The sequence below is a fragment of the Oscillibacter acetigenes genome (assembly GCF_025567605.1).
In the GTDB taxonomy this organism is placed as follows: domain Bacteria; phylum Bacillota; class Clostridia; order Oscillospirales; family Oscillospiraceae; genus Oscillibacter; species Oscillibacter welbionis.
Genome location: NZ_JAOQKG010000004.1, coordinates 58,163 through 77,259, shown reverse-complemented (window position 1 = coordinate 77,259; position 19,097 = coordinate 58,163). Strand labels below are relative to the sequence as shown.

Annotated in this window: 19 protein-coding genes and 1 pseudogene; 10 read left to right on the top strand and 10 right to left on the bottom strand. The window is 61.7% G+C overall.

Going from position 1 to position 19,097, the window contains the following annotated elements; all coding sequences use genetic code 11:
* Window positions 1-1,426 (top strand): hypothetical protein (locus OCV80_RS09170; protein WP_267288368.1); only part of this gene is annotated, 1,426 nt, incomplete at its 5' end.
* A gap of 49 nt (window positions 1,427-1,475) precedes the next feature.
* On the opposite strand, the gene OCV80_RS09165 is transcribed toward OCV80_RS09170, so the two are convergent.
* The 3 genes from OCV80_RS09165 to OCV80_RS09155 all read right to left on the bottom strand — a co-directional run bounded on the left by OCV80_RS09165 (window position 1,476) and on the right by OCV80_RS09155 (window position 3,496).
* The gene (locus OCV80_RS09165) at window positions 1,476-2,111 is read right to left on the bottom strand and encodes a hypothetical protein (RefSeq protein WP_136890776.1); all 636 of its coding nucleotides are present in this window, start codon (window positions 2,109-2,111) and stop codon (window positions 1,476-1,478) included.
* An 18-nt stretch (window positions 2,112-2,129) separates the two neighbouring features.
* Window positions 2,130-2,786, bottom strand: coding sequence for an RCC1 domain-containing protein (locus OCV80_RS09160; protein WP_136890777.1), 657 nt, complete (start codon window positions 2,784-2,786; stop codon window positions 2,130-2,132).
* 83 nt (window positions 2,787-2,869) lie between these two features.
* Window positions 2,870-3,496, bottom strand: a complete 627-nt coding sequence (locus OCV80_RS09155; RefSeq protein WP_025544273.1) for a flavin reductase — start codon at window positions 3,494-3,496, stop codon at window positions 2,870-2,872.
* A 250-nt stretch (window positions 3,497-3,746) separates the two neighbouring features.
* Here OCV80_RS09155 and ade point away from each other — a divergent pair, with 250 nt between their 5' ends.
* The 3 genes from ade (at window position 3,747) to OCV80_RS09140 (ending at window position 6,335) form a co-directional block, all read left to right on the top strand.
* On the top strand, window positions 3,747-5,471 hold the full coding sequence (ade, locus tag OCV80_RS09150) for an adenine deaminase (protein ID WP_136890778.1): 1,725 nt from the start codon (window positions 3,747-3,749) through the stop codon (window positions 5,469-5,471).
* A gap of 11 nt (window positions 5,472-5,482) precedes the next feature.
* A complete protein-coding gene (locus tag OCV80_RS09145; protein ID WP_119311339.1) occupies window positions 5,483-5,668 on the top strand; it encodes a hypothetical protein in 186 nt (61 codons plus the stop codon).
* A 220-nt stretch (window positions 5,669-5,888) separates the two neighbouring features.
* On the top strand, window positions 5,889-6,335 hold the full coding sequence (locus OCV80_RS09140; RefSeq protein WP_051319925.1) for an Hsp20/alpha crystallin family protein: 447 nt from the start codon (window positions 5,889-5,891) through the stop codon (window positions 6,333-6,335).
* Window positions 6,336-6,394: 59 nt separating this feature from the next.
* On the opposite strand, the gene OCV80_RS09135 is transcribed toward OCV80_RS09140, so the two are convergent.
* Window positions 6,395-7,099 (bottom strand): hypothetical protein, encoded by a 705-nt coding sequence (locus OCV80_RS09135; protein WP_158629684.1) that lies wholly within the window; start codon window positions 7,097-7,099, stop codon window positions 6,395-6,397.
* An 82-nt stretch (window positions 7,100-7,181) separates the two neighbouring features.
* On the bottom strand, window positions 7,182-7,727 hold the full coding sequence (locus OCV80_RS09130; RefSeq protein ID WP_174233000.1) for a cysteine hydrolase family protein: 546 nt from the start codon (window positions 7,725-7,727) through the stop codon (window positions 7,182-7,184).
* Between the two features lie 163 nt (window positions 7,728-7,890).
* Here OCV80_RS09130 and OCV80_RS09125 point away from each other — a divergent pair, with 163 nt between their 5' ends.
* The gene (locus OCV80_RS09125; RefSeq protein ID WP_021751566.1) at window positions 7,891-9,339 is read left to right on the top strand and encodes a sodium-dependent transporter; all 1,449 of its coding nucleotides are present in this window, start codon (window positions 7,891-7,893) and stop codon (window positions 9,337-9,339) included.
* Window positions 9,340-9,394: 55 nt separating this feature from the next.
* Here OCV80_RS09125 and OCV80_RS09120 read toward each other — a convergent pair whose 3' ends face one another.
* On the bottom strand, window positions 9,395-9,985 hold the full coding sequence (locus OCV80_RS09120) for a helix-turn-helix domain-containing protein (RefSeq protein ID WP_021751565.1): 591 nt from the start codon (window positions 9,983-9,985) through the stop codon (window positions 9,395-9,397).
* A gap of 245 nt (window positions 9,986-10,230) precedes the next feature.
* Between OCV80_RS09120 and OCV80_RS09115 the strand changes: the two genes are divergently transcribed.
* Entirely contained in the window at window positions 10,231-12,468 is a 2,238-nt protein-coding gene (locus tag OCV80_RS09115; RefSeq protein ID WP_119311343.1) for a hydratase, read from the top strand.
* Window positions 12,469-12,801: 333 nt separating this feature from the next.
* Window positions 12,802-14,019, top strand: a complete 1,218-nt coding sequence (locus OCV80_RS09110; protein WP_119311929.1) for an NADP-dependent isocitrate dehydrogenase — start codon at window positions 12,802-12,804, stop codon at window positions 14,017-14,019.
* An 84-nt stretch (window positions 14,020-14,103) separates the two neighbouring features.
* Here OCV80_RS09110 and OCV80_RS09105 read toward each other — a convergent pair whose 3' ends face one another.
* Both OCV80_RS09105 and OCV80_RS09100 read right to left on the bottom strand, forming a co-directional pair.
* Window positions 14,104-14,883: a helix-turn-helix domain-containing protein gene (locus OCV80_RS09105; protein WP_119311344.1), complete on the bottom strand. Its 780-nt coding sequence runs from the start codon at window positions 14,881-14,883 to the stop codon at window positions 14,104-14,106.
* A gap of 24 nt (window positions 14,884-14,907) precedes the next feature.
* The gene (locus OCV80_RS09100; protein WP_267288367.1) at window positions 14,908-15,885 is read right to left on the bottom strand and encodes a LysR family transcriptional regulator; all 978 of its coding nucleotides are present in this window, start codon (window positions 15,883-15,885) and stop codon (window positions 14,908-14,910) included.
* Here OCV80_RS09100 and OCV80_RS16570 point away from each other — a divergent pair.
* The 3 genes and pseudogenes from OCV80_RS16570 to OCV80_RS09080 all read left to right on the top strand — a co-directional run bounded on the left by OCV80_RS16570 (window position 15,779) and on the right by OCV80_RS09080 (window position 18,477).
* Window positions 15,779-16,563, top strand: a pseudogene (locus OCV80_RS16570) (chromate transporter). The gene OCV80_RS09100 and the pseudogene OCV80_RS16570 sit on opposite strands and share 107 nt — an antisense overlap.
* A complete protein-coding gene (locus tag OCV80_RS09085) occupies window positions 16,563-17,123 on the top strand; it encodes a chromate transporter (RefSeq protein WP_119311346.1) in 561 nt (186 codons plus the stop codon). Before OCV80_RS16570 ends, OCV80_RS09085 begins: the two are co-directional and overlap by 1 nt.
* Before the next feature lie 226 nt (window positions 17,124-17,349).
* Window positions 17,350-18,477 carry an aldo/keto reductase gene (locus OCV80_RS09080; protein WP_119311347.1) on the top strand — a complete coding sequence of 376 codons (1,128 nt, stop codon included), beginning with the start codon at window positions 17,350-17,352 and terminating at the stop codon, window positions 18,475-18,477.
* 53 nt (window positions 18,478-18,530) lie between these two features.
* On the opposite strand, the gene OCV80_RS09075 is transcribed toward OCV80_RS09080, so the two are convergent.
* Window positions 18,531-18,908: a DUF6514 family protein gene (locus OCV80_RS09075; protein WP_353866956.1), complete on the bottom strand. Its 378-nt coding sequence runs from the start codon at window positions 18,906-18,908 to the stop codon at window positions 18,531-18,533.
* Window positions 18,880-19,014 (bottom strand): hypothetical protein, encoded by a 135-nt coding sequence (locus tag OCV80_RS09070; protein ID WP_256264218.1) that lies wholly within the window; start codon window positions 19,012-19,014, stop codon window positions 18,880-18,882. Before OCV80_RS09070 ends, OCV80_RS09075 begins: the two co-directional genes overlap by 29 nt.
* Window positions 19,015-19,097: the final 83 nt, after the last annotated feature.

Sequence of the window (19,097 nt, the reverse complement as noted above, 5' to 3'; positions counted from 1 at the left end):
CTGCGCCGGGGCGTGGGGACTGTGGCAATCGAATCTGGGAGCGGGCACCGGCAGCCCCGGAGATGCCGCGCTGGCCGGTGGAGAATCCGGCGGTGACGGCCACAGCCCGGGCACTACCTTCCTGTCCTACGCCGGGCCGGTCTTTCCGCTGACCACGGCGGAAACGAACACCCGCCTGACCGCAGGGCGGACCGTCACCTGGGATTTTGCCCCCGGCTCCTATGAGGATGGATCCCCCCGACAGTGGGGGGCCCAGGTGACAGACAGCTACACGCTGACCAATCCTGCTGACGGCAGTGTGACGGTCAACGCCCTCTACCCCGTCTCCACCAGCTGGCTGGACTTTCCCGAGCTGAACGCTGCTGTCACCGTGGATAGCGGGGGGACCGGTTTCTCTGTGCTCTCCGGCGGCTACGCCGGAGGCTTTCAGGACGCCGGGGAGCCGGACGGCTCCACCTGGAACCTGGCCCCGCCGGACGAATGGGCCGATTATCAGGCACTTCTGGCAGACGGAGAATACCTGTCCCGGGCGATGGAGGAAACTGCTGCCCCGGAGGTCCCGGTGACTGTATATCAGTTCACGGATTTCGCCGCGCCCCATGAGGAATACAACGCCGCTACCCAGGCGGTGACCTTCACTACCGACCCAGAGGCCACCACAGTCCTCTCCTACGGCTTCAACGGCATGAGTCGGGATGCGGACCGGGGCTGGTGCCAGTACAGCTATTTCGTTCCCGACGGTGTCCGGAGAGAGACGGAAACAAAAATTCTGATCGTCCTGGGTGATGACATCGGCGATTATGTCCTCCAGGGGTATGCCGACGGCGGCTGTGACCAGGAGATCGATGGGGTGTCCTGCACCGTCACCCGCCGGGAGACCACCTTGGCCGATGTGCTGGACCTGCTGTGCCGGGCTTATCAGGCGGAATTTGAGCAGTTCAGCCTGGGCCGCGGGCAGGAAAGCCCCTTCCGGTATCTCTCTCAGGCGCAGTACCAGGGATTGGTGTGGCAGCTGCTGGAGCAGTACGGCCTCTTCTCCGGCACCCCCAAGGACCGGTACAGCGACGGCCGGCTGGATGAGATCCTGATGGAAGCCCTGTCCCAGGAGCGGGTGCTGTACCTGTCCTTCCCCGTCACCGTCCCGGCAGGCGGCAGTGTTACTGTGGCGGCTTCTTTTTGGAAGGCACCCAGCTATGACTACGGCTGCTCTGGTTCGGAGAACGTGGGCCTCCAGGGCTATGATCTGGTGACGGCCCTGGGATCCACGCTGGAGTTCACCGGCCAGACCGCCGCCCTGGTGAACACGGACACCATTGAGATCGTCCGGCAGAACCTGGGCTTTGATCTGGAAAACGGTGTTACCCAGGTATCGCTGGATCTGGCGGAGCCTCACTACTATCTGGAAATCCGTCCTCTGGAGGGATAATCACAAAGACGCGCCTATGGAAGTTCCACAGGCGCGTCTTTGGCATCGTTCACTTCTTCCGGCCCCGTATCCAGGCCGCCAGAAGCAGCCCCGGGAGGGAGGCCGCGAGGACTCCCAGCTCCAGGATCTCCTGACCCCCTGTGCGTTCAGCAGGGGACTCTTCCTGAACGGGCAGCGAATCTGGTCCCATCTCCGCATCAGCCGCATCGGCCTGCCGTGCCTCCCAAGCTTCAAGGGAGGCCGATTTCAACACAGCAGGCGGCGGGGCATCCGCTGCCCAGGCCGGGGACGGGGAGGGCATCCGGACCTGGTCCAGCAGCTTTTCCGGCGCAGCGGGGCTCCGGTCCGGTGACGTCTCCCACTCCGGGAGAAACCCGGCGCTGGGGAACTGCCACAGGGAGCCGTCCGCCAACACCGCCAGGGTCCGGTCGCTGCAGGGGACGGCACAAACCACACCGTTCGTGATCCGCACAATGCCGTCACAGGCCTCCGTGTCATAGGGGTCCTCCGGGTCCACCAGACCGTCCCGCAGCATGGCCGGGCGGTCGCTGCCCCAGGCCCAGAGAGTTCCGTCCGCCGTCACAGCGGTACATCTGGTGAACTGCACCACATCCTCCAGCAGTTTTTCCGGCTGGCCCAGGGACTGCCACTGGACTGTATCCGACAGATTATTCTCCCAGGGCACACGCCAGAGACTGCCATCCTACCCCTGGACTAGCATGGCAGGGTCCTGAATTCCGCAGTACAGACTGCCCACAGCGGCCACATGTTCCATCAAAGGTGCCGCGGTACAGGTATCCCCGTCAAACCAGACCCGCACCAGCGTCCCATCCTCCTTCACCGCCAAATCCCCAAACAGCTGAACCACCTGGTCCAGTACCTGGGTGGGCGGATAGTAGGGATCATCCTGATGTTCCTCCAGGGACACTCCGGACCGGGCGCCCCAGGTCCACACCGTCCCGTCAGCGCACAGGGCAGAACATTCCGTCTCCCCGACTGACACGGACACCACGTCCTCCAGCAGCCGGTACGGCTCCTCCTCGCCGAAGGTCCGGCCCGCGTGGCCGCCCCAGCCCCAGAGGGTCCCATCCTCGTCAATGGCGGCGGCCGTGATAAACCCCGCGTCCACATACCGGGCATTCTCCAGCAGGACATTGGCCTCCTCCCAGGGCAGCGGGTCCTGGTCCGTGGGGCCCACCGCGCCGTGGAAGCTGTCTCCCCAGGCCAGCAGGGCGCCGTCCGCTCGGATGGCATAGTAAGTGTATCCGCTGGTGGCAATGGGTTGGCTGATTGATTCCAGCGCCGCCGCTGTACCGGCCAGCAGCATGGCCGAAAGAAGCCCGCAGGCAAGTATTTTCATATCCGCCGCCTCCTTTTTCCCACTGTACCATACAGCCTATCCAAAAAGCAAACCCCGCACCGTCCCGGCGCGGGGCTTGTCCTTTATTTCTCGATCTTCACAAATTTCTCCGCCGGGGCGTGACACAAGGGGCAGCGGAAATCCGGCGGCAGGGATTCTCCCTCATAGACATAACCGCAGACAGTGCAGCGGTAGCCGTTGATCTCTACCGTGCGGTACACGGTGGCAGTGGGCGGCGTGGCCTTGCCCCGGTCCGTATAGGCCTGGAGGGTCAGCACCCTCCCGTCTCCCAACACCTCCGCCTCTGTGGCCTGGCCCACGAAAAGGAGGAAGCTGCCGATCTCCATCTGGTCCACCACCTTGCATGCGATGCGGGAGACCATGTGCTCCTTCAGGTATGGATTGCCGTTGCTGTCGGTCTCCGCCGCCCGGCCGGCGAACTTGTCCGTCACCCGGCCGGACTTGTAGCCGAACAGGTCGATGATCTCCCCCGGCGCGTCCGCACCCAACAGGGTAACGGAGAAGCTCCCCGCCGCCTGAATGGCCTTGCAGGTCTCGTGGTCCTTGTTCACCGCCACGGTGAACTTGGGCGGGAAGGAAGAGGTCACCTGGTGGAAGGAGTTGACGATGCAGCCGTGGCGCTTGCCGTCCGCTGCCGCAGAGAGCAGACAAAGGGCGTAGTCCATCTTCTGATATGCCTTGTTGTCCATATTGATTTCCTTTCTGGCGGATCCGCCGCCGGACATCCCGCATGTTTCTCTTGATGGAATAAGTTTACCAGAAGCCGCCATTTTATGCAGTTGCATCCGCGACTGCTGCCGCGCAAAAATTTTCTTCCGTTTTCTGTGGACAAATACCGGATTTGGGCGTATACTCTCCTTAACCAGATGCCATTATCCTGATTTATATTTTCTATAAGTCTGGATAATGGCTTAAAATCTAAATAAAAGGAGTGGTTCTATGTCTGAGAGCTACGCTGGCAAGATCAACCGGAAGCTGCTGAAAAAGCGCCGCATCATCAACGCCGCCGCCGGGCGGGAGCCGTCGGACCTGGTGCTGAAGAACGCCACCTATGTCAACGTCTTCTCCAACGAGCTCTGTCATGCGGACATCGCCGTGGCAGAGGGGCTGATCGTGGGCATGGGCCAATACTCCGGCACGGTAGAGGAGGACTGCACGGGTAAAATCGTCCTGCCCGGCTTTCTGGATGCCCACATCCATCTGGAGAGCTCCCTGGTCTCTCCCAAGGAGTTCGTGAAGGCCGTGCTGCCCCACGGCACCACCACCGTCATCACCGACCCCCATGAGATCGCAAACGTCATGGGTACCGACGGCATCGAGTACATGCTCCAGGCCACGGAGGGCCTGCCGGTGGACGTGCGGTTTATGCTGCCCTCCTGTGTGCCGGCCACGCCCCTGGACGAGTCCGGCGCGTCCCTGGACTACCGGGCCATCGACTCCTTCTATGACCACCCCCGGGTCCAGGGACTGGCGGAGATGATGAATTTCGTAGGCATCATCGCCGGGGACGACCAGCCGGTGGAGAAGATCGTGGCCGCCCAGGCCCACCACAAGAAGATCGACGGCCACGCGCCGGATCTGGTGGGCAACGACCTGAACGCCTACATCGCCGCCGGCGTCTATTCCGACCACGAGTGCCACGACCTGAACGACGCCATCGCCAAGCTGGAGCGGGGGCAGTTTATCATGATCCGGGAGGGCACTGCCGCCCGGAACCTGGACGCCCTTGCCCCCCTGCTGTGCGACAAATACTCCGAGCGATGCATGTTCTGCACCGACGACAAGCACCCCAACGACCTGCTGGAGAAGGGCCATATCGACTACATCGTCAAGCGGGCCATCGGCCTGGGGGTGGAGCCCATCACCGCCGTGAAGGTGGCCTGCCACAACGCCGCCCGGTACTTCCTGCTGAACAACCGGGGCGCCATCGCCCCGGGCTACCTGGGGGACTTCGTCATCATCGACAGCTTCCAGGACTTCAACATCGAGAGAGTCTTCAAGAAGGGCGAGCTGATGGTGGACCACGGCGTGGTGAAGGACTTCCCCGCCCCGGCCATCGACCCCTATCTCACCGAACGGGCCCACAGCACCTTCCATGTGGAGCACCTGACGGCGGAGGACTTTACGGATGCCCGGCCCCGGGGCATCATCGGCATGGTGAACGGGGAGATCACCACGGTGGACGCCGGCTACTCCGACCGGATCGACGTGGAGTATGACGTGCTGAAGATTGCCGTGGTGGAGCGCCACAAGAACACCCATCATATCGGCATCGGCTTTCTCCAGGGCTACGGTCTGAAATCCGGCGCTGTGGCCACATCCGTCTCCCACGACTCCCACAACATTATCGTGGTGGGCACCAGCGAGGACGACTGCGCCGCCGCAGCCAACCGGGTGGTGGAGCTGAACGGTGGCATCGTAGTCTGGGACCAGGGCAAGTCGGTGGCAGAAGTCCCTCTGGCCATCGCAGGCATCATGAGCGATGAGTCCCTGACATCTGTCAACGAAAAGCTGGAATTCGCCAAGGCAAAGGCCCACGAGCTGGGCGTCAATCCGGGCATTGACCCCTTCATGACCCTGAGCTTCATGGCCCTGCCGGTAATCCCCTCCCTGCGGATCACCACCCGCGGCGTGTTCGATGTCACCACGCAGAGCTACGTGTGAGGAGAGCGAATATGCTGGAATTTCTTCTGGGGGCATGCTTTTTCCTGTGCATTTTTGCCCCCTTCACCTTTGTGATCTTTCTGATCGACGCCATCAAGAAAGTTGTCTCCGGCGATGGAAACGAGTATTTCCCCGGTCTGGGCGCCGGGCTAAGCCTGTTTATCATGCTGGGCGGGATCTTCTATGTGCTTTTATGAATGCGCAAAATTAGCACTCTCGATACCAGAGTGCTAAAATTCACAGATCGTTCAAACAAATGACACACAATATCCGATTTTCCATCCTATCATAATACTTGAAAAGAAGAACAGAAGGTCTTTGAAAGGCACCTGTTCCGCCCGGCGGCATCACCCTCCATGATCCATCTGCCGTCGGTCCCAACTACGGATCATCAGGATTTGATAGGAGGAATTGATTATGTTTGAAATGAGACCTTACCGCAGAAATTCTATGAGCACCTGGAATCCCTTCTCCGAGATGGAGGAGATGGAGCGTCGCCTTTTCAACAACGACTTCTTCTCCGGCCGCGGTCTGGCGGAGTTCAAAACCGACATCACCGATGAAGGCGACTACTACGAGCTGAAGGCCGACCTGCCCGGCTTCAAGAAGGAGGACATCCAGCTGCAGCTGGACGGCGACACCCTCACCATCCAGGCCCAACGTCACTCCGAACATGAAGAGCAGGAGAAAAAGGGGAAGTACGTGTGCTGTGAGCGTTCCTACGGCGCGTACAGCCGGAGCTTCGACGTCTCCGGCATCCGGGCGGAGGGTATTACCGCCTCCTACGACAGCGGTGTGCTGACACTGAAGCTGCCCAAGAAGACAGTGGAGGTTTCCTCCAGCCGGCAGATCAGCATTGACTAAAATCAAAGCAGGAAAAGACCCGCGGTGTACGCCGCGGGTCCTTTGCTGTCCCTTTTCCGTCATATCTCCGCCTCTTCCAAGGGCAGGAAGGACCGGAAGAGATACCGGCCGTCCTCCGCCGCCTCCAGTGTCAGCTCTTTGCCTCCTCCAGTGAGGACTAGCAGCTTCCCCTCCCACCGGCCGGCCTCGCAGATGAACATGCCGGGGCCGGCGTCGCTGGTGAAGTTGTAGAAGGCGTCGGTCTCCGGCAAGTACACCAGCTCCCCGGAGCTCTCCGGCACATTCGTCAGGTCTGCCGTGGTGATGTCGGCGTGCTCCTCCAGGTACGCGTCCAGCTCCGTCCGCCGGTACCGGTGGATGGGCACCGGCATCCGGTCCAGGGAGTCCACCCCCTGGAAGGGCCAGCCCCCGGCCCCCTTCAGGGCCTGGAACTCAGCCTCGTCCTCCACCGTGCCCCCGATCCCCATGTAGCGCAGAAACTCCACCAGGTCCAGGTCCTCCGGCCGCTCATAGTAAGAGGTGAAGAAGCTGCAGACGGAATTGACGTATGAGACGTTCTCCCGCTCCTTAAAAGGCGCGAAGGCCTCGTTCACCTGGGCGATCTCCTTCACCGTCAGGGCGTCGGCGGCCTCCGGTGTCTCCACCTGTTCCGTCTCCGAAAAATCGGCCCCGCCGTCCTCCGGTGCCGTTCCCGCCTTGCCGCAGCCGGTCAGCAGCAGGGCCAGTAGCAGCGCCCCGACGCAGGCGAATCGGCATCTACGCATACGATCCCCCCCCCTTTTTCTCAGCAAACCGCAAAAAATCCGGGAAATCATCGCAAAACAGCCACAAATTCCGTTGAAATCATTACAAGGGCAACGCCTCATGTTCCACGGTGATCTGGCAGCTCTTCATGGCCGCAAGCGCGGTCCGATGGCTCTCCGGGGTGACACCTGCGCAGCAGGCGGCATCCACCGCTACCTCTGCCTCCGGCAGGAACGCCTTCACCAGCAAGGCGTTGGAAATCACGCAGATGTCGGTGCAGAGGCCGATCAGCGTCACCTTTTCAATGAGTTCCTTTTCATTCTCCTCCGCCAGCAGACGCCCCAGCTCCGCGCTGCCGAAGGAGGGCTTGTCCAGAATGGCCTGTCCTGCGCTGGCAGGCCGGAGCTGCTCGACGATCTCCCAGCCCTCGGTCCCCCGGATGCAGTGGGGTACAGGCAGGTTCCGCCCCTCCCGGGTATGGAGATAGTCCGCCCCATGGGTGTCCCGGGTGAAGAAAATCCGCTCCCCCCGGCGGATGCCTGCGGCCACCCGCTCCGCCGCAGCAGGCACGATCCGCCGCGCCTCCGGTGTCCCCAGAGCGCCGGACACAAAGTCGTTCTGCATATCCACAACGATCAGGATGTTCATTATGATCTCCTCCTTTTTATCATCATAGCAGACGCCGCGCCGGGCCGCAAGACCTTCCCCCGGGGGAAAAGAATGTTGACTTCTCTTTTCATCCGGTTTAAGATATGGAATGTCTGTCCGCCGAATTTTTCGGCGAATGTGAAAAAGAGAAGGAGAGAGAAGTTTGAGTCGCGAAAATTTCCGATCCCGGCTGGGATTCATTCTGGTAAGCGCCGGCTGCGCCATCGGCATCGGCAATGTGTGGAAATTCCCCTACGTCACCGGTGTCAACGGCGGCGGCGTATTCGTGTTGTTCTACATCATCTCCCTGGTCATCATGGGGGTTCCCATTCTGACCATGGAGCTGGCGGTGGGCCGTGCCAGCCGCAAGAGCGCCGTGCTGGGCTACAAGGCCCTGGAGCCCAAGGGCAGCCGCTGGCACATCCACGGCTGGCTGTGCGTAATCGGGTGCTGCCTGCTGATGATGTACTACACCACGGTCTCCGGCTGGATGCTGGGTTACTGCTTCAAGTTCGCCTCCGGCACCTTCAGCGGCATGCAGCCCTCTGATGTAGACACAGTCTGGACCGATATGCTGGCCAATCCCGGCGAGATGACGCTCTATATGGTAATCATCGTGCTGGCGGGCTTCATCGTGTGCAGCTTCGGTCTGCAGAAGGGGCTGGAGCGGATCAGCAAGTGGATGATGATCTGCCTGCTGGCACTGATCGTCATTCTGGCCATCAACAGCCTGACCCTGGACGGCGCTATGGAGGGCGTGAAATTCTATCTGGTGCCGGACTTTGAGCGGGCCGCGGAGGTCGGCATCGGCAATGTGATCGTGGCCGCCATGAACCAGTCCTTCTTTACCCTGAGCCTGGGCATCGCCGCCATGGAAATCTTCGGCAGCTATATGTCCGACGCCAACCGCCTGCCCGGCGAGGCCGTGCGGATCTGCTGCCTGGACACCTTTGTGGCCTTGATGTCCGGCATGATCATCTTCCCCGCCTGCTTCAGCTTTGGTCTGGAACCCGGCCAGGGACCATCCCTGATTTTTATGACCCTGCCACGGGTGTTCGTCAGCATGACCGGCGGCCGGCTGTGGGGCGCCCTGTTCTTCCTGTTCCTGACCTTCGCCAGCTTCACCACGGTGCTGGCGGTGTTCGAGAACATTATGGCCAGCTGCATGGACAACTTCGGCTGGTCCCGGAAAAAAGCCACCATCGTCTGCGGAATCTTCATCCTCTTGGCCAGCATGCCCTGTGTGCTGGGTTACAATCTCTGGTATTTCGAGGCGTCCCTGCCCAGCGGCGCCACCGGCCAGATCCTGGATATCGAGGACTTCCTGGTGAGCAATCTGCTGCTGCCCATCGGCTCCCTGATCTATCTGCTGTTCTGCGTCAGCAAGTGGGGCTGGGGCTTTGACAAGTATCTGGCGGAAGCCAACAAGGGCACCGGCCTGGGGATGTCCCCCAGGTTCAAGATCTACTTCCAGTTCATCCTGCCCATGCTGATTCTGGTGATCCTGCTGGTGGGGCTGGGCAGCTGGGGCTGGCGTGCCCTTATCTGCGCCGCTGTGGCCGTGTTCGTGTGGTTCATGGCCCGCCGCAGCTCCTCCAAATCCACCATTTGAGCGAAGTGACCTGTCAAAAGAGAGGACCGTCAAAGACGGTCCTCTCTTTTGCATCTCACGGCAGCTTCGCCTGGAACAGCCCGTGGCAGGAGCAGCAAAGGTACAGCTTCGCCCCGCCCCGCAGCTGGGGGATGCGGAACTCGCTGCCCTGTTCCGGATACAGCCGCGCCAGCAGCAGCCGGTCCGGTGTCACACAAGCGGTAAAGCGGATATAGTGCCCCTTGTCCATGGGGTGGCGGAAGGTGACATACCAGTCCTCCTCCACCTCCTGGACCGTTACGGCGTGATCCGGATCTGCGGACCGGACCTCCAGGGGCTCCAGCCGCCGGCCGCAGCAGGCAAGCTGCCCTCCCGCCGCAGCTGTCAGAATGTTGCCGCAGTCCGGGCACACGTAAAACTGTATTTTTTTCATATTTCCTCCATCCGGCGCCGCCGGAAGCAGGTCTCCGTCCAGAATTCCCTCCACGCTGACGCCAAAAATCTTCGCAAGGCGCGGCAGCATCCCCACGTCCGGGCAGCCCTGGCCCCGCTCCCACTTGCTGACGGCCTGAGCGCTGACGCCCAGCAGTTCCGCCGCCTGCCGCTGGGTCCACCCCCGCTCCAGGCGCAGGCGCCGGAGCAGCGTCCCGGTGTCTTGGTCATGCATCTCTTCTCACCTCTCCCACAGGATACCCGAAATTCCGCTGGAACGCAAGCAACGCTCCGTTGAGTTCGTATGGCTCTGCAAAATGTCGCCGCTTCGCTTCTCCTAGGGCTGTTTTCTTGGCGACTCCTCCGAATTTGCAGGAAGCGGGGCTTTTTCCTGCAAAATGACTTTTCATCCGGACGGCGATATGGTATATTGGGTGGGAGAAACACGGCTCCCCCGTGACACACAGGAGGTCTCTTGATATGATAACACTTCATAACAACGGCGTGTTCCTGGCGGGCGGCGTCCCCGCTGCTGCCGGCCCGGTCTCTCCGGAGGAGGGGCGGAAACGGACCATGGCCTGGTCCATTCTCCAGGCCCACAACATCTCCGGCGATCCGGAGCACCTGCAGATCCGCTTTGACGCCATGGTGTCCCACGACATCACCTATGTGGGCATTATCCAGCAGGCCCGGGCCTCCGGCATGAAGGAGTTTCCCATCCCCTATGCGCTTACCAACTGCCACAACAGCCTGTGTGCCGTGGGCGGCACTATCAATGAGGATGACCATGTCTTCGGCCTCTCTGCCGCGAAAAAGTACGGCGGTATCTACGTGCCTGCCAACCAGTCCGTCATCCACTCCTATGCAAGAGAGCAGATGGCGAAGGGCGGCACCATGATCCTGGGCTCCGATTCCCATACCCGGTACGGGGCTCTCGGCACCATGGCCGTGGGTGAGGGCGGCCCGGAGCTGGCCAAGCAACTGCTGAAGAACACCTGGGACATCAACTATCCCAAGGTGGTGCTGGTGTACCTCACCGGCGCGCCCCGCCGGGGCGTGGGGCCCCACGACGTGGCCATTGCCCTGGTGAAGGCCACCTTTGCAAGCGGCTTCGTCAATAACTGCGTTTTGGAGTTCTGCGGCCCCGGTATTGCAGCTCTCCCCATCGACTACCGCAATGGCATCGACGTGATGACCACCGAGACCACCTGCCTCTCCTCCATTTGGGAGACGGACGGCGTGACGGAGGGCTTCTACCGCGCCCACCAGCGGCCGGAGGATTACCGGGAGCTGCACCCGGCGGACGGAGCCTACTACGACAAGTACATCGAGATCGACCTCTCCAAGGTCGAGCCCATGATCGCCCTGCCCTTCCACCCATCCAATGCCTGGACCATCCATGAGTTTCTGGAGAATGCCGCCGACATCCTGGCGGCTGTGGAGGCGGACGCCCAGAAGCGGTATCCTAAGGCCCATGTGAAGCTCACGGACAAAATCCGTGACGGCGGCGTCTGGGCGGATCAGGGTGTCATCGCCGGATGCGCCGGCGGCCTCTTCGACAACATTACCGAGGCGGCGGACATCCTCCGGGGCGGCTCCACCGGCAACGGTGCCTTCACTCTGGACATATACCCCACCAGTGTCCCCGTCAGTCTGGAGCTGACGAAGATCGGTGCCACGGCGGACCTGCTGGAGACCGGCGCCGTCATCAAGCCCAGTTTCTGCGGCCCCTGCTTCGGCGCGGGAGACGTGCCTGCCAACAACGGCTTGAGCCTGCGGCACACCACCCGGAACTTCCCCAACCGGGAGGGATCCAAGCCCGCGGAGGGCCAGTTCGCCGGCGTGTGCCTGATGGACGCCCGCTCCATTGCCGCCACGGCGGCCAACGGCGGCCGGATCACCGCCGCCACAGACATCGATTACACCTCCGTCCACCACGACTACCACTTCGACAAGGGCGTCTATGACCGGCGGCTGTACTACGGCTTCGGCAAGGCGGATCCCAGCGTGGAGCTGGTGATGGGCCCCAACATCACGGACTGGCCGAAGATGCAGCCCCTGGCGGAAAATCTGCTGGTGGAGCTGGCGGCGGTGCTCCACGATCCCGTCACTACCACCGACGAGCTGATCCCCTCCGGCGAGACCTCCTCCTACCGGTCCAACCCCCTGCGGCTGGCGGAGTTCACCCTGTCCCGCCGGGAGCCTGCCTACGTGGGCCGGGCCAAGGCCGTGGCGGAGATTGAGGCGGAACGGCTGGGGGGGGACGCCCCGGAGAAGCTCACCGCCATTCTGGACAAGGTGGGCGACGGCTCCGCGCTGGTGAAAACCACTCAGTTCGGCTCCTGTGTCTTTGCCAACAAGCCCGGCGACGGCTCCGCCCGGGAACAGGCGGCCTCTTGCCAGAAGGTGCTGGGGGGCTTTGCCAACATCTGCTATGAGTTCGCCACCAAGCGGTATCGCTCCAACTGCATCAACTGGGGAATCCTGCCCTTCACACTGGACGCGGGCACGTCCTTTGACTACGCCCCCGGCGACTGTGTGTTCGTCCCCGGCATCCGCCAGGCCATTGAGAACGGCATTGAGGATATCCCGGCTAGGGTCATCAGGACGGACGGCGCCGTAGAGGGCCTGATGCTCCATGTGAAAGGCCTGACGGACGATGAGAAGGAAATCATTCTCGACGGATGCCTGATGAACTATTACGCCAAGCGTAATTAAAGAGGGGACTTCCTCCCCTCTTCAGATCCCCCATTTGCCTCTGCCGTTGCAGCATTATGATTCCCGGCCCTGTCTGGGCCGTCAATCGTGCCGCTGTCTCGAAACAGCCTCACTTTTCCGCCACGGGCGGCGTTTTGGCTGTTTCCCAGTGACATCGGTCACTGGAGGCACCGCCCAGGGCGGCTAGGTCAAAGCATTTTCGGCAGGCACAGAAGGGGAATTGCCCCGGAGGGGCGAGAGAGGCCCCTCTGGAGGGTGCCCTGGCGAAAATGATTCAAAGTGGTCCGGCTGCGCCGGGCTCCGAAATTTCTAATGATTGGCGAGGTTGAGACCATGGATAAAATCAAGATGACCACCCCCCTGGTGGAGATGGACGGCGATGAGATGACCCGGGTTCTGTGGGCCTGGATCAAGGAAAAGCTGATCCTGCCCTTCGTGGACCTGAAAACGGAGTACTATGACCTGGGCCTGCTCCATCGGAACGAGACGCGGGACCAGGTGACCATCGACGCCGCCAACGCCACCAAGCGCCTGGGCGTGGCGGTGAAGTGCGCCACCATCACCCCCAACCGCCAGCGGATGGAGGAGTACCCCCAGCTGACGGAGATGTGGAAGAGCCCCAACGGCACCATCCGGGCGATTTTGGACGGCACCGCCTTCCGGGCGCCCATTGTCCTGCCCATGATCCACCCGGTTGTGAAGAACTGGGAGGCGCCCATCACCATCGCCCGCCACGCCTACGGCGATATGTACAAGGCTGTGGACATGGTGACCGAGGAGCCGGGCACCGCCACCCTCACCTTCAAGGGCGAGAGCGGCGCGGAGAAGACCCTCACCGTTCAGACGGTCAGCGGTCCCGCCGTGTGGCAGGGCCAGCACAACACGGAGAAGAGCATCCGTGCCTTTGCCCGCAGCTGCTTCCAGTACGCCATCAATCAGCGGCAGGACTTGTGGTTCTCCACCAAGGACACCATCTCCAAGGTCTACGACGGAGAGTTCAAACGGATCTTCGAGGAGGAGTATGAGACCACCTACAAGGTGGAGTTTGAAAGGCTGGGCCTCACCTACTTCTACACGCTCATCGATGACGCGGTGGCGCGGGTGATCCGCTCTAGGGGCGGCTTCATCTGGGCGCTGAAAAACTACGACGGCGACGTGATGAGCGACATGGTGGCCACCGCCTTCGGCAGTCTTGCCATGATGACCTCCGTGCTGGTATCTCCGGACGGCACCATGGAGTTCGAGGCGTCCCACGGCACCGTCACCCGGCACTACTACAAGTACCTGAAGGGGGAGAAGACCTCCACCAACCCCATCGCCACCATCTTCGCCTGGTCCGGCGGTTTGAAGCGGCGGGGCGAGTTGGACGGTCTGCCGGAGCTGGTGCAGTTCGGCCAAGCGCTGGAGGATGCCTCCCTGGAGACGCTGAAAGACGGCGTGATGACAAAAGATCTGCTGGGGCTGGTAGAGCCCGGCTTCCAGGCCCGCGGTGTGGACAGTGAGGAATTTTTGGACGAGATCGCCAAGCGGTTGGCCGATAAATTGGGATAAAAGGGGACTGCTAAAAGCCCGGACGTCTGTTCAGCGTCCGGGCTCTTTTTGCTCTTTTGCAAAATCATTGGTTGTGCGGCCGTTTCAGAATTGATTGGAGAAAATCGGGCGGATGGAATAGTAGTAGCCGGACATCAACAGCGGCACATAGGCCTCATCCGTGGCAATGATGGTCCCATCCTCCAGCCGAAGGCCAAAAGATTCCATGCTTTCCGTGATATACAGCATCCGCTCGACACCGAGAGAAAGGTTATCCCCCGGCCGGTAGAACAGGATGTCCTGGGCGTCTGTCCACATGGCATCCCACCGGATGTTCGCATGGACACCCTCCCGGCAGGTAGTTTCCACTTCGTGGATAGCAAACTGCCCCTCAAAAGAGCGGTCTCCCAGAATTTTCACCGAACCATCTATGGCAACTGTCGTCTCCCCGGCCGACACCCCTTCCGCACTATATACGGTGGCCGGCACTTCCAAAGAGATCTCCTGAAGGAACACCCCGGCCCGGTCCAGAATTGCAAAGAGGACAAAGCCCGCCATCAGCAAAGCACAGGTGCCGCCCAGCACCTGACTCCACTTTCTCCGGGTCCGCTCCTTTGCCTGCCGGGCCAGAAAGGCCAGGGCCTGCCGGATCGTCGGCTCCGGCTCCGGCACTGTCCCCCGCTCCCCCCGCAGCAGATCCAGCACGCCCAGCCCCAAAGTATCCGCCAGAGGCTCCAGCAGGGAGATGTCCGGGAACCCGGCGCCCCGCTCCCATTTGGAGACCGCCCGGTCCGACACATGCAAGGCCGCGGCCAGCTCCTTCTGGGTCATATTCTGTTCTTTCCGGGCTGCTGCGATCAGCGCCCCGGTCTTTGTCCGATCCATACTTCATCACCTGGGGCCAGTATATCAAATCCGGCCTGCTCCCACAACAAACGCTGCGTGGAACCGCCCAGATTCCGCCGGGGCGCCGTGTCTTTCGGCAGGGTCTTTCCACCTCACGGCTGCTCTCCGCCCAGGTGTTCCCGCAGCACTCGGATCACCCGCTTCATGCCGTCCGTCAGATACTTGCTGCGGTGGCGCACCAGGAAATAGCTCCTGTGAAACCCGCCGTCCTCCACAGCCAGCTCCCGAAGGTCCCCCCGCTCCAGGTCCGTCACCACCAGAGACCGGGGCAGCAGCGTGATCCCAAGGCCCCGCCCGGGCGCAGGCCAGCAGGGCAGCGGTGCTGACGCTCTCCACTACCGGCTGCGCCGTGGCGCCCGCTCCCTGCAGGCCGGCATCCACACTGTTCCGGGTGCCGCTGCCCCGCTCCCGCAACAGCAGCCGCTCTTCCGCCAGCTCCGCCAGAGTCAGGGAGTTCTTTCCCTCCAGATAGCCGGGGGCGCACACTGCCGCCAGCTCCTCACCGCACAGGGGCTCCACCAGGTAGTGGGGCGAGACGGTGACATTGTCCACTACGGCAAAATCCAGTTCGTTCTGCAGGATCATCCGCTCTGTCTCCCTGGAGTTGTGAATACTGGCCCGGACCGTGATCTCAGGCAGCGCCTCTGCCAGATGCGCCAGGATACCCGCAAGGCGGGTCTCGCCCAGCGTCACGTGGACGCCGAAGCGGCAGGCCCCCTGGGCGCCGCTCTCCCGCAGGACCTCCACCGATTCCTGAAACTGGGACAGCACGGTGTCCGCATACTGCCGCAGCGTACGCCCTGCCTCTGTCAGATAGACCCGGCGGTTCATCCGCTCGAACAGCCGCACGTTGTAAAACACCTCCAGCTCCCGGATGGCCAGGCTCACCGCCGGCTGTGCCATATTCAGCTGCTCCGCCGCCCTGGTGAAGCTCTCCTGGACGCAGACGGCGGAAAAGATCTCCAGATGCCGCAGTGTCACGGCACTCCCCCCTATTCATAATTATTTTATTATGCTTTTTATTTTATCATATAGATTGATGGATGTCACGAAAAAGCGTACGCTGGGGGAGAAATCCAAGAGCGCGAAAGGAGCGGTTTCCATGCCCACAGATCTGACCAAAGCCCGTCAGCTGTTCGGGACTTTTTCCAAAATCGGCGCCTTCACCTTTGGCGGAGGCTATGCCATGATCCCCCTGATCCAGCGTGAGGTGACGGAACGCCGCCGCTGGCTGGAGGGCCGGGACATTCTGGACATTGTCGCCATTGCCGAGTCCACACCGGGCCCCATTGCCATCAACACCGCCACCTTCGTAGGATACAGGTATGCGGCACCCTCGGCGCCTTCTGCGCCACGCTGGGCGTGGTGCTGCCCTCCTTCCTGGTGATCTACGCCGTCTCCTTTGTGCTGCGGCAGTTCTCGGACCTGGCGGTGGTCCAATACGCCTTCAACGGCATCCGGGCCGGCGTATTGGCCCTGCTTTTGAAGGCACTGCTGTCCATGTACCGGCAGAGCCCCAAGGGCGCTGTTTCCTATGCCGTCATGGCGAGTGCCTTTGTGCTGACGGCCTTCTGCGGCGTGGATGCGGTGCTGGTGATCCTGGCCAGCGCGACGGTGGGGCTGCTCTCCGCCCGCATGGCGAAAAGGAGGGCTGTGTGATGCTGTATCTGGAGCTGTTTTTGACCTTCTTCAAGATCGGCCTGTTCACCATCGGCGGCGGTTATGCCATGCTGCCGCTCATCCAGGCGGATGTCCAGGCCAAGGGCTGGATGACGGCGGAAGAATTGGTGAACTTCATCGCCGTCAGCGAGAGTACGCCGGGCCCCTTTGCGGTGAACGTCTCCACCTATGTGGGGGCGGAGCTGGCGGGCCTGCCCGGCGCCTTCTGCGCCACGCTGGGGGTGGTGCTGCCCTCCTTCCTCATAATCCTGCTGGTGGCCCGGTTCTACGCCGCCTTCCGCTCCAGCGCCATCGTCAGCGGCGCCATGGGCGGACTGCGTCCGGCTGTGATCGGCATGATCGGCGCCGCGGTGGTCTCGGTGGGGCAGACGGTGTTCCTGCCGGAGGGATTGGCGGCGGTGACGGCGTATCCCCTGGTCTGCTCTCTGGCCATCTTCGCCCTGATGGCGGTCCTGACCCACAAGAAGCTCCATCCCATCGTCATCATCCTGCTGTCCGCCCTGCTAGGCATCGTCACCGGCTACCTGCAGCCGGCGTGACTCCGGTCCGTCGCCCCGGAACGGGGCGGCGGGCTTTTTTCTTTAGCCGGACAAAAGACTTTCTAAAAGCAGGATTTCCCCTCTTGACTTGGAGTGCGCTCCAAGTGCTATCCTTTTCATAGAGGGATTCCGCCCAAGGGCGGGCCGGGGACTTCCCACTGTGGAGGCACCTCGTCTCCCGGAGAAGGCAGTATCCCCTTCCTAAATCTGAAAAGGAGAAATCGTGATGATTTACAAGGACTTTCAGGACCTGAAGCTGTCCGCTCTGGGCATGGGCTGTATGCGCCTGCCTGTGGTGGGCGGCAACGACGCCGTGGTGGACGAGGCCGCCGCGGAGGAGATGGTGGATTGCGCCATGGCCAACGGCGTCAACTACTACGACACCGCCTGGGGGTATCACAACGGCAACTCAGAGATTGCCCTGGGTAAGGCCCTGGCCAAACATCCCCGGGAAAAATTTTACATTGCCGACAAGTTCCCCGGTTACGACCTATCCAACATGCCCAAGGTGCAGGAGATTTTTGAGGAGCAGCTGAAAAAGTGCCGGGTGGACTATTTTGATTTCTATCTCTTCCACAACGTCTGTGAGATGAACATCGACGCCTATCTGGACCCGCAGTACGGCATCCACGACTATCTGATGGAGCAGAAGCGGCGCGGCCGTATCCGCCACCTAGGCTTCTCCTGCCACGGGAACCTGCCTGTGCTGAAGCGGTTTCTGGACGCCTACGGCAAGGATATGGAGTTCTGTCAGCTGCAGCTGAACTACATCGACTGGACCTTCCAGAACGGCCGCGAAAAGGTGGAGCTGCTGGATAGCTGGCACATTCCCGTCTGGGTCATGGAGCCCCTGCGGGGCGGCCGCCTGGCCCGCCTTTCCGACGAGGAGGCCGCCCCCCTGAGGGCCATGCGCCCCGAGGAACCCATCCCGGCCTGGGCCTTCCGGTTTCTGCAGTCCATTCCCAGCGTCACCATGATTCTCTCCGGCATGTCCGACCTGGAGCAGGTGAAGGCCAACATCGCCACTTTCCAGATGGGGGTTCCCCTCAGCAGCAGGGAGATGGACCGCCTGCTGGCCCAGGCCCAGCGCATGGTCAGCAAGACCGCCCTTCCCTGCACCGCCTGCCACTACTGCGTCAGCCACTGTCCTCAGGGGCTGGATATCCCCTCCCTGCTGGCGCTGTACAACGAGCATGCCTTCACCGGCGGCGGCTTCCTGGCCCCCATGGCCCTCTCTGCTCTGCCGCAGGACAAGTGGCCCAGCGCCTGCATCGGCTGCCGCAGCTGCGAGGCGGTCTGTCCTCAGCAACTGAAGATCTCCGAGGCCATGGCCGACTTTGCGTCCCGGCTGTAAAATCTGAGACAGAAGCGCCCCCGCCGGGAACTCTCCGGCGGGGGTGCTCGCTCTCACGGAGTCTTGACGGTGTCCGGGAATGCGGCCCGGATGGCCTCCGGCAGATGGGCGGGGTCCAACTGTTCCCGGCCGCACCACTCCGCAAAGCGGTGGACCGCCTCTTTGTCCGGCGACAGCCCGGGGATGACGGTCAGCGCCACCGTCCGTTCCCCCTCCAGCTTCCGGACCAGAATGCCATACACACAAGAACAGTCTGGTCGGAAGCTGCGGACGCGCACCGGCGCATACCGGTAGCCGGTCATGCCGCCTGCCCTCCGGGAGCAGAGAAACGCATAGAGGTCACAGCCGTAAATCTCTGCCATGCGGACAACCATGTCGAACCTGGGCTGCGCTTTTCCCCGCTCATACTTTTGCAGTGTCCGTGTGGAAATTCCCAGGCGTTCCGCAGCCTTTTCCTGGGAAAGTCCCGCCAGTCTCCGCTCTCTCCAAAAGGGGCTCTTTTCCTGGATGTGTCTTTTTTTTTTGATATTTTTGCATAGCAAACCCTCCTTCTACGGAGGATTTTACATTATCTTCCAAATTTTTAACACGAATAAAAATTCACTTTTGGAAAAAAATTG

Coding starts and splice junctions, on each gene's coding strand:
- OCV80_RS09160 (WP_136890777.1), bottom strand. CDS start 2,786: ATGAAAATACTTGCCTGCGGGCTTCTTTCGGCCATGCTGCTGGCCGGT.
- OCV80_RS09155 (WP_025544273.1), bottom strand. CDS start 3,496: ATGGACAACAAGGCATATCAGAAGATGGACTACGCCCTTTGTCTGCTC.
- ade (WP_136890778.1), top strand. CDS start 3,747: ATGTCTGAGAGCTACGCTGGCAAGATCAACCGGAAGCTGCTGAAAAAG.
- OCV80_RS09145 (WP_119311339.1), top strand. CDS start 5,483: ATGCTGGAATTTCTTCTGGGGGCATGCTTTTTCCTGTGCATTTTTGCC.
- OCV80_RS09140 (WP_051319925.1), top strand. CDS start 5,889: ATGTTTGAAATGAGACCTTACCGCAGAAATTCTATGAGCACCTGGAAT.
- OCV80_RS09135 (WP_158629684.1), bottom strand. CDS start 7,099: ATGCGTAGATGCCGATTCGCCTGCGTCGGGGCGCTGCTACTGGCCCTG.
- OCV80_RS09130 (WP_174233000.1), bottom strand. CDS start 7,727: ATGAACATCCTGATCGTTGTGGATATGCAGAACGACTTTGTGTCCGGC.
- OCV80_RS09120 (WP_021751565.1), bottom strand. CDS start 9,985: ATGCATGACCAAGACACCGGGACGCTGCTCCGGCGCCTGCGCCTGGAG.
- OCV80_RS09115 (WP_119311343.1), top strand. CDS start 10,231: ATGATAACACTTCATAACAACGGCGTGTTCCTGGCGGGCGGCGTCCCC.
- OCV80_RS09110 (WP_119311929.1), top strand. CDS start 12,802: ATGGATAAAATCAAGATGACCACCCCCCTGGTGGAGATGGACGGCGAT.
- OCV80_RS09105 (WP_119311344.1), bottom strand. CDS start 14,883: ATGGATCGGACAAAGACCGGGGCGCTGATCGCAGCAGCCCGGAAAGAA.
- OCV80_RS09085 (WP_119311346.1), top strand. CDS start 16,563: ATGCTGTATCTGGAGCTGTTTTTGACCTTCTTCAAGATCGGCCTGTTC.
- OCV80_RS09080 (WP_119311347.1), top strand. CDS start 17,350: ATGATTTACAAGGACTTTCAGGACCTGAAGCTGTCCGCTCTGGGCATG.
- OCV80_RS09070 (WP_256264218.1), bottom strand. CDS start 19,014: ATGCAAAAATATCAAAAAAAAAAGACACATCCAGGAAAAGAGCCCCTT.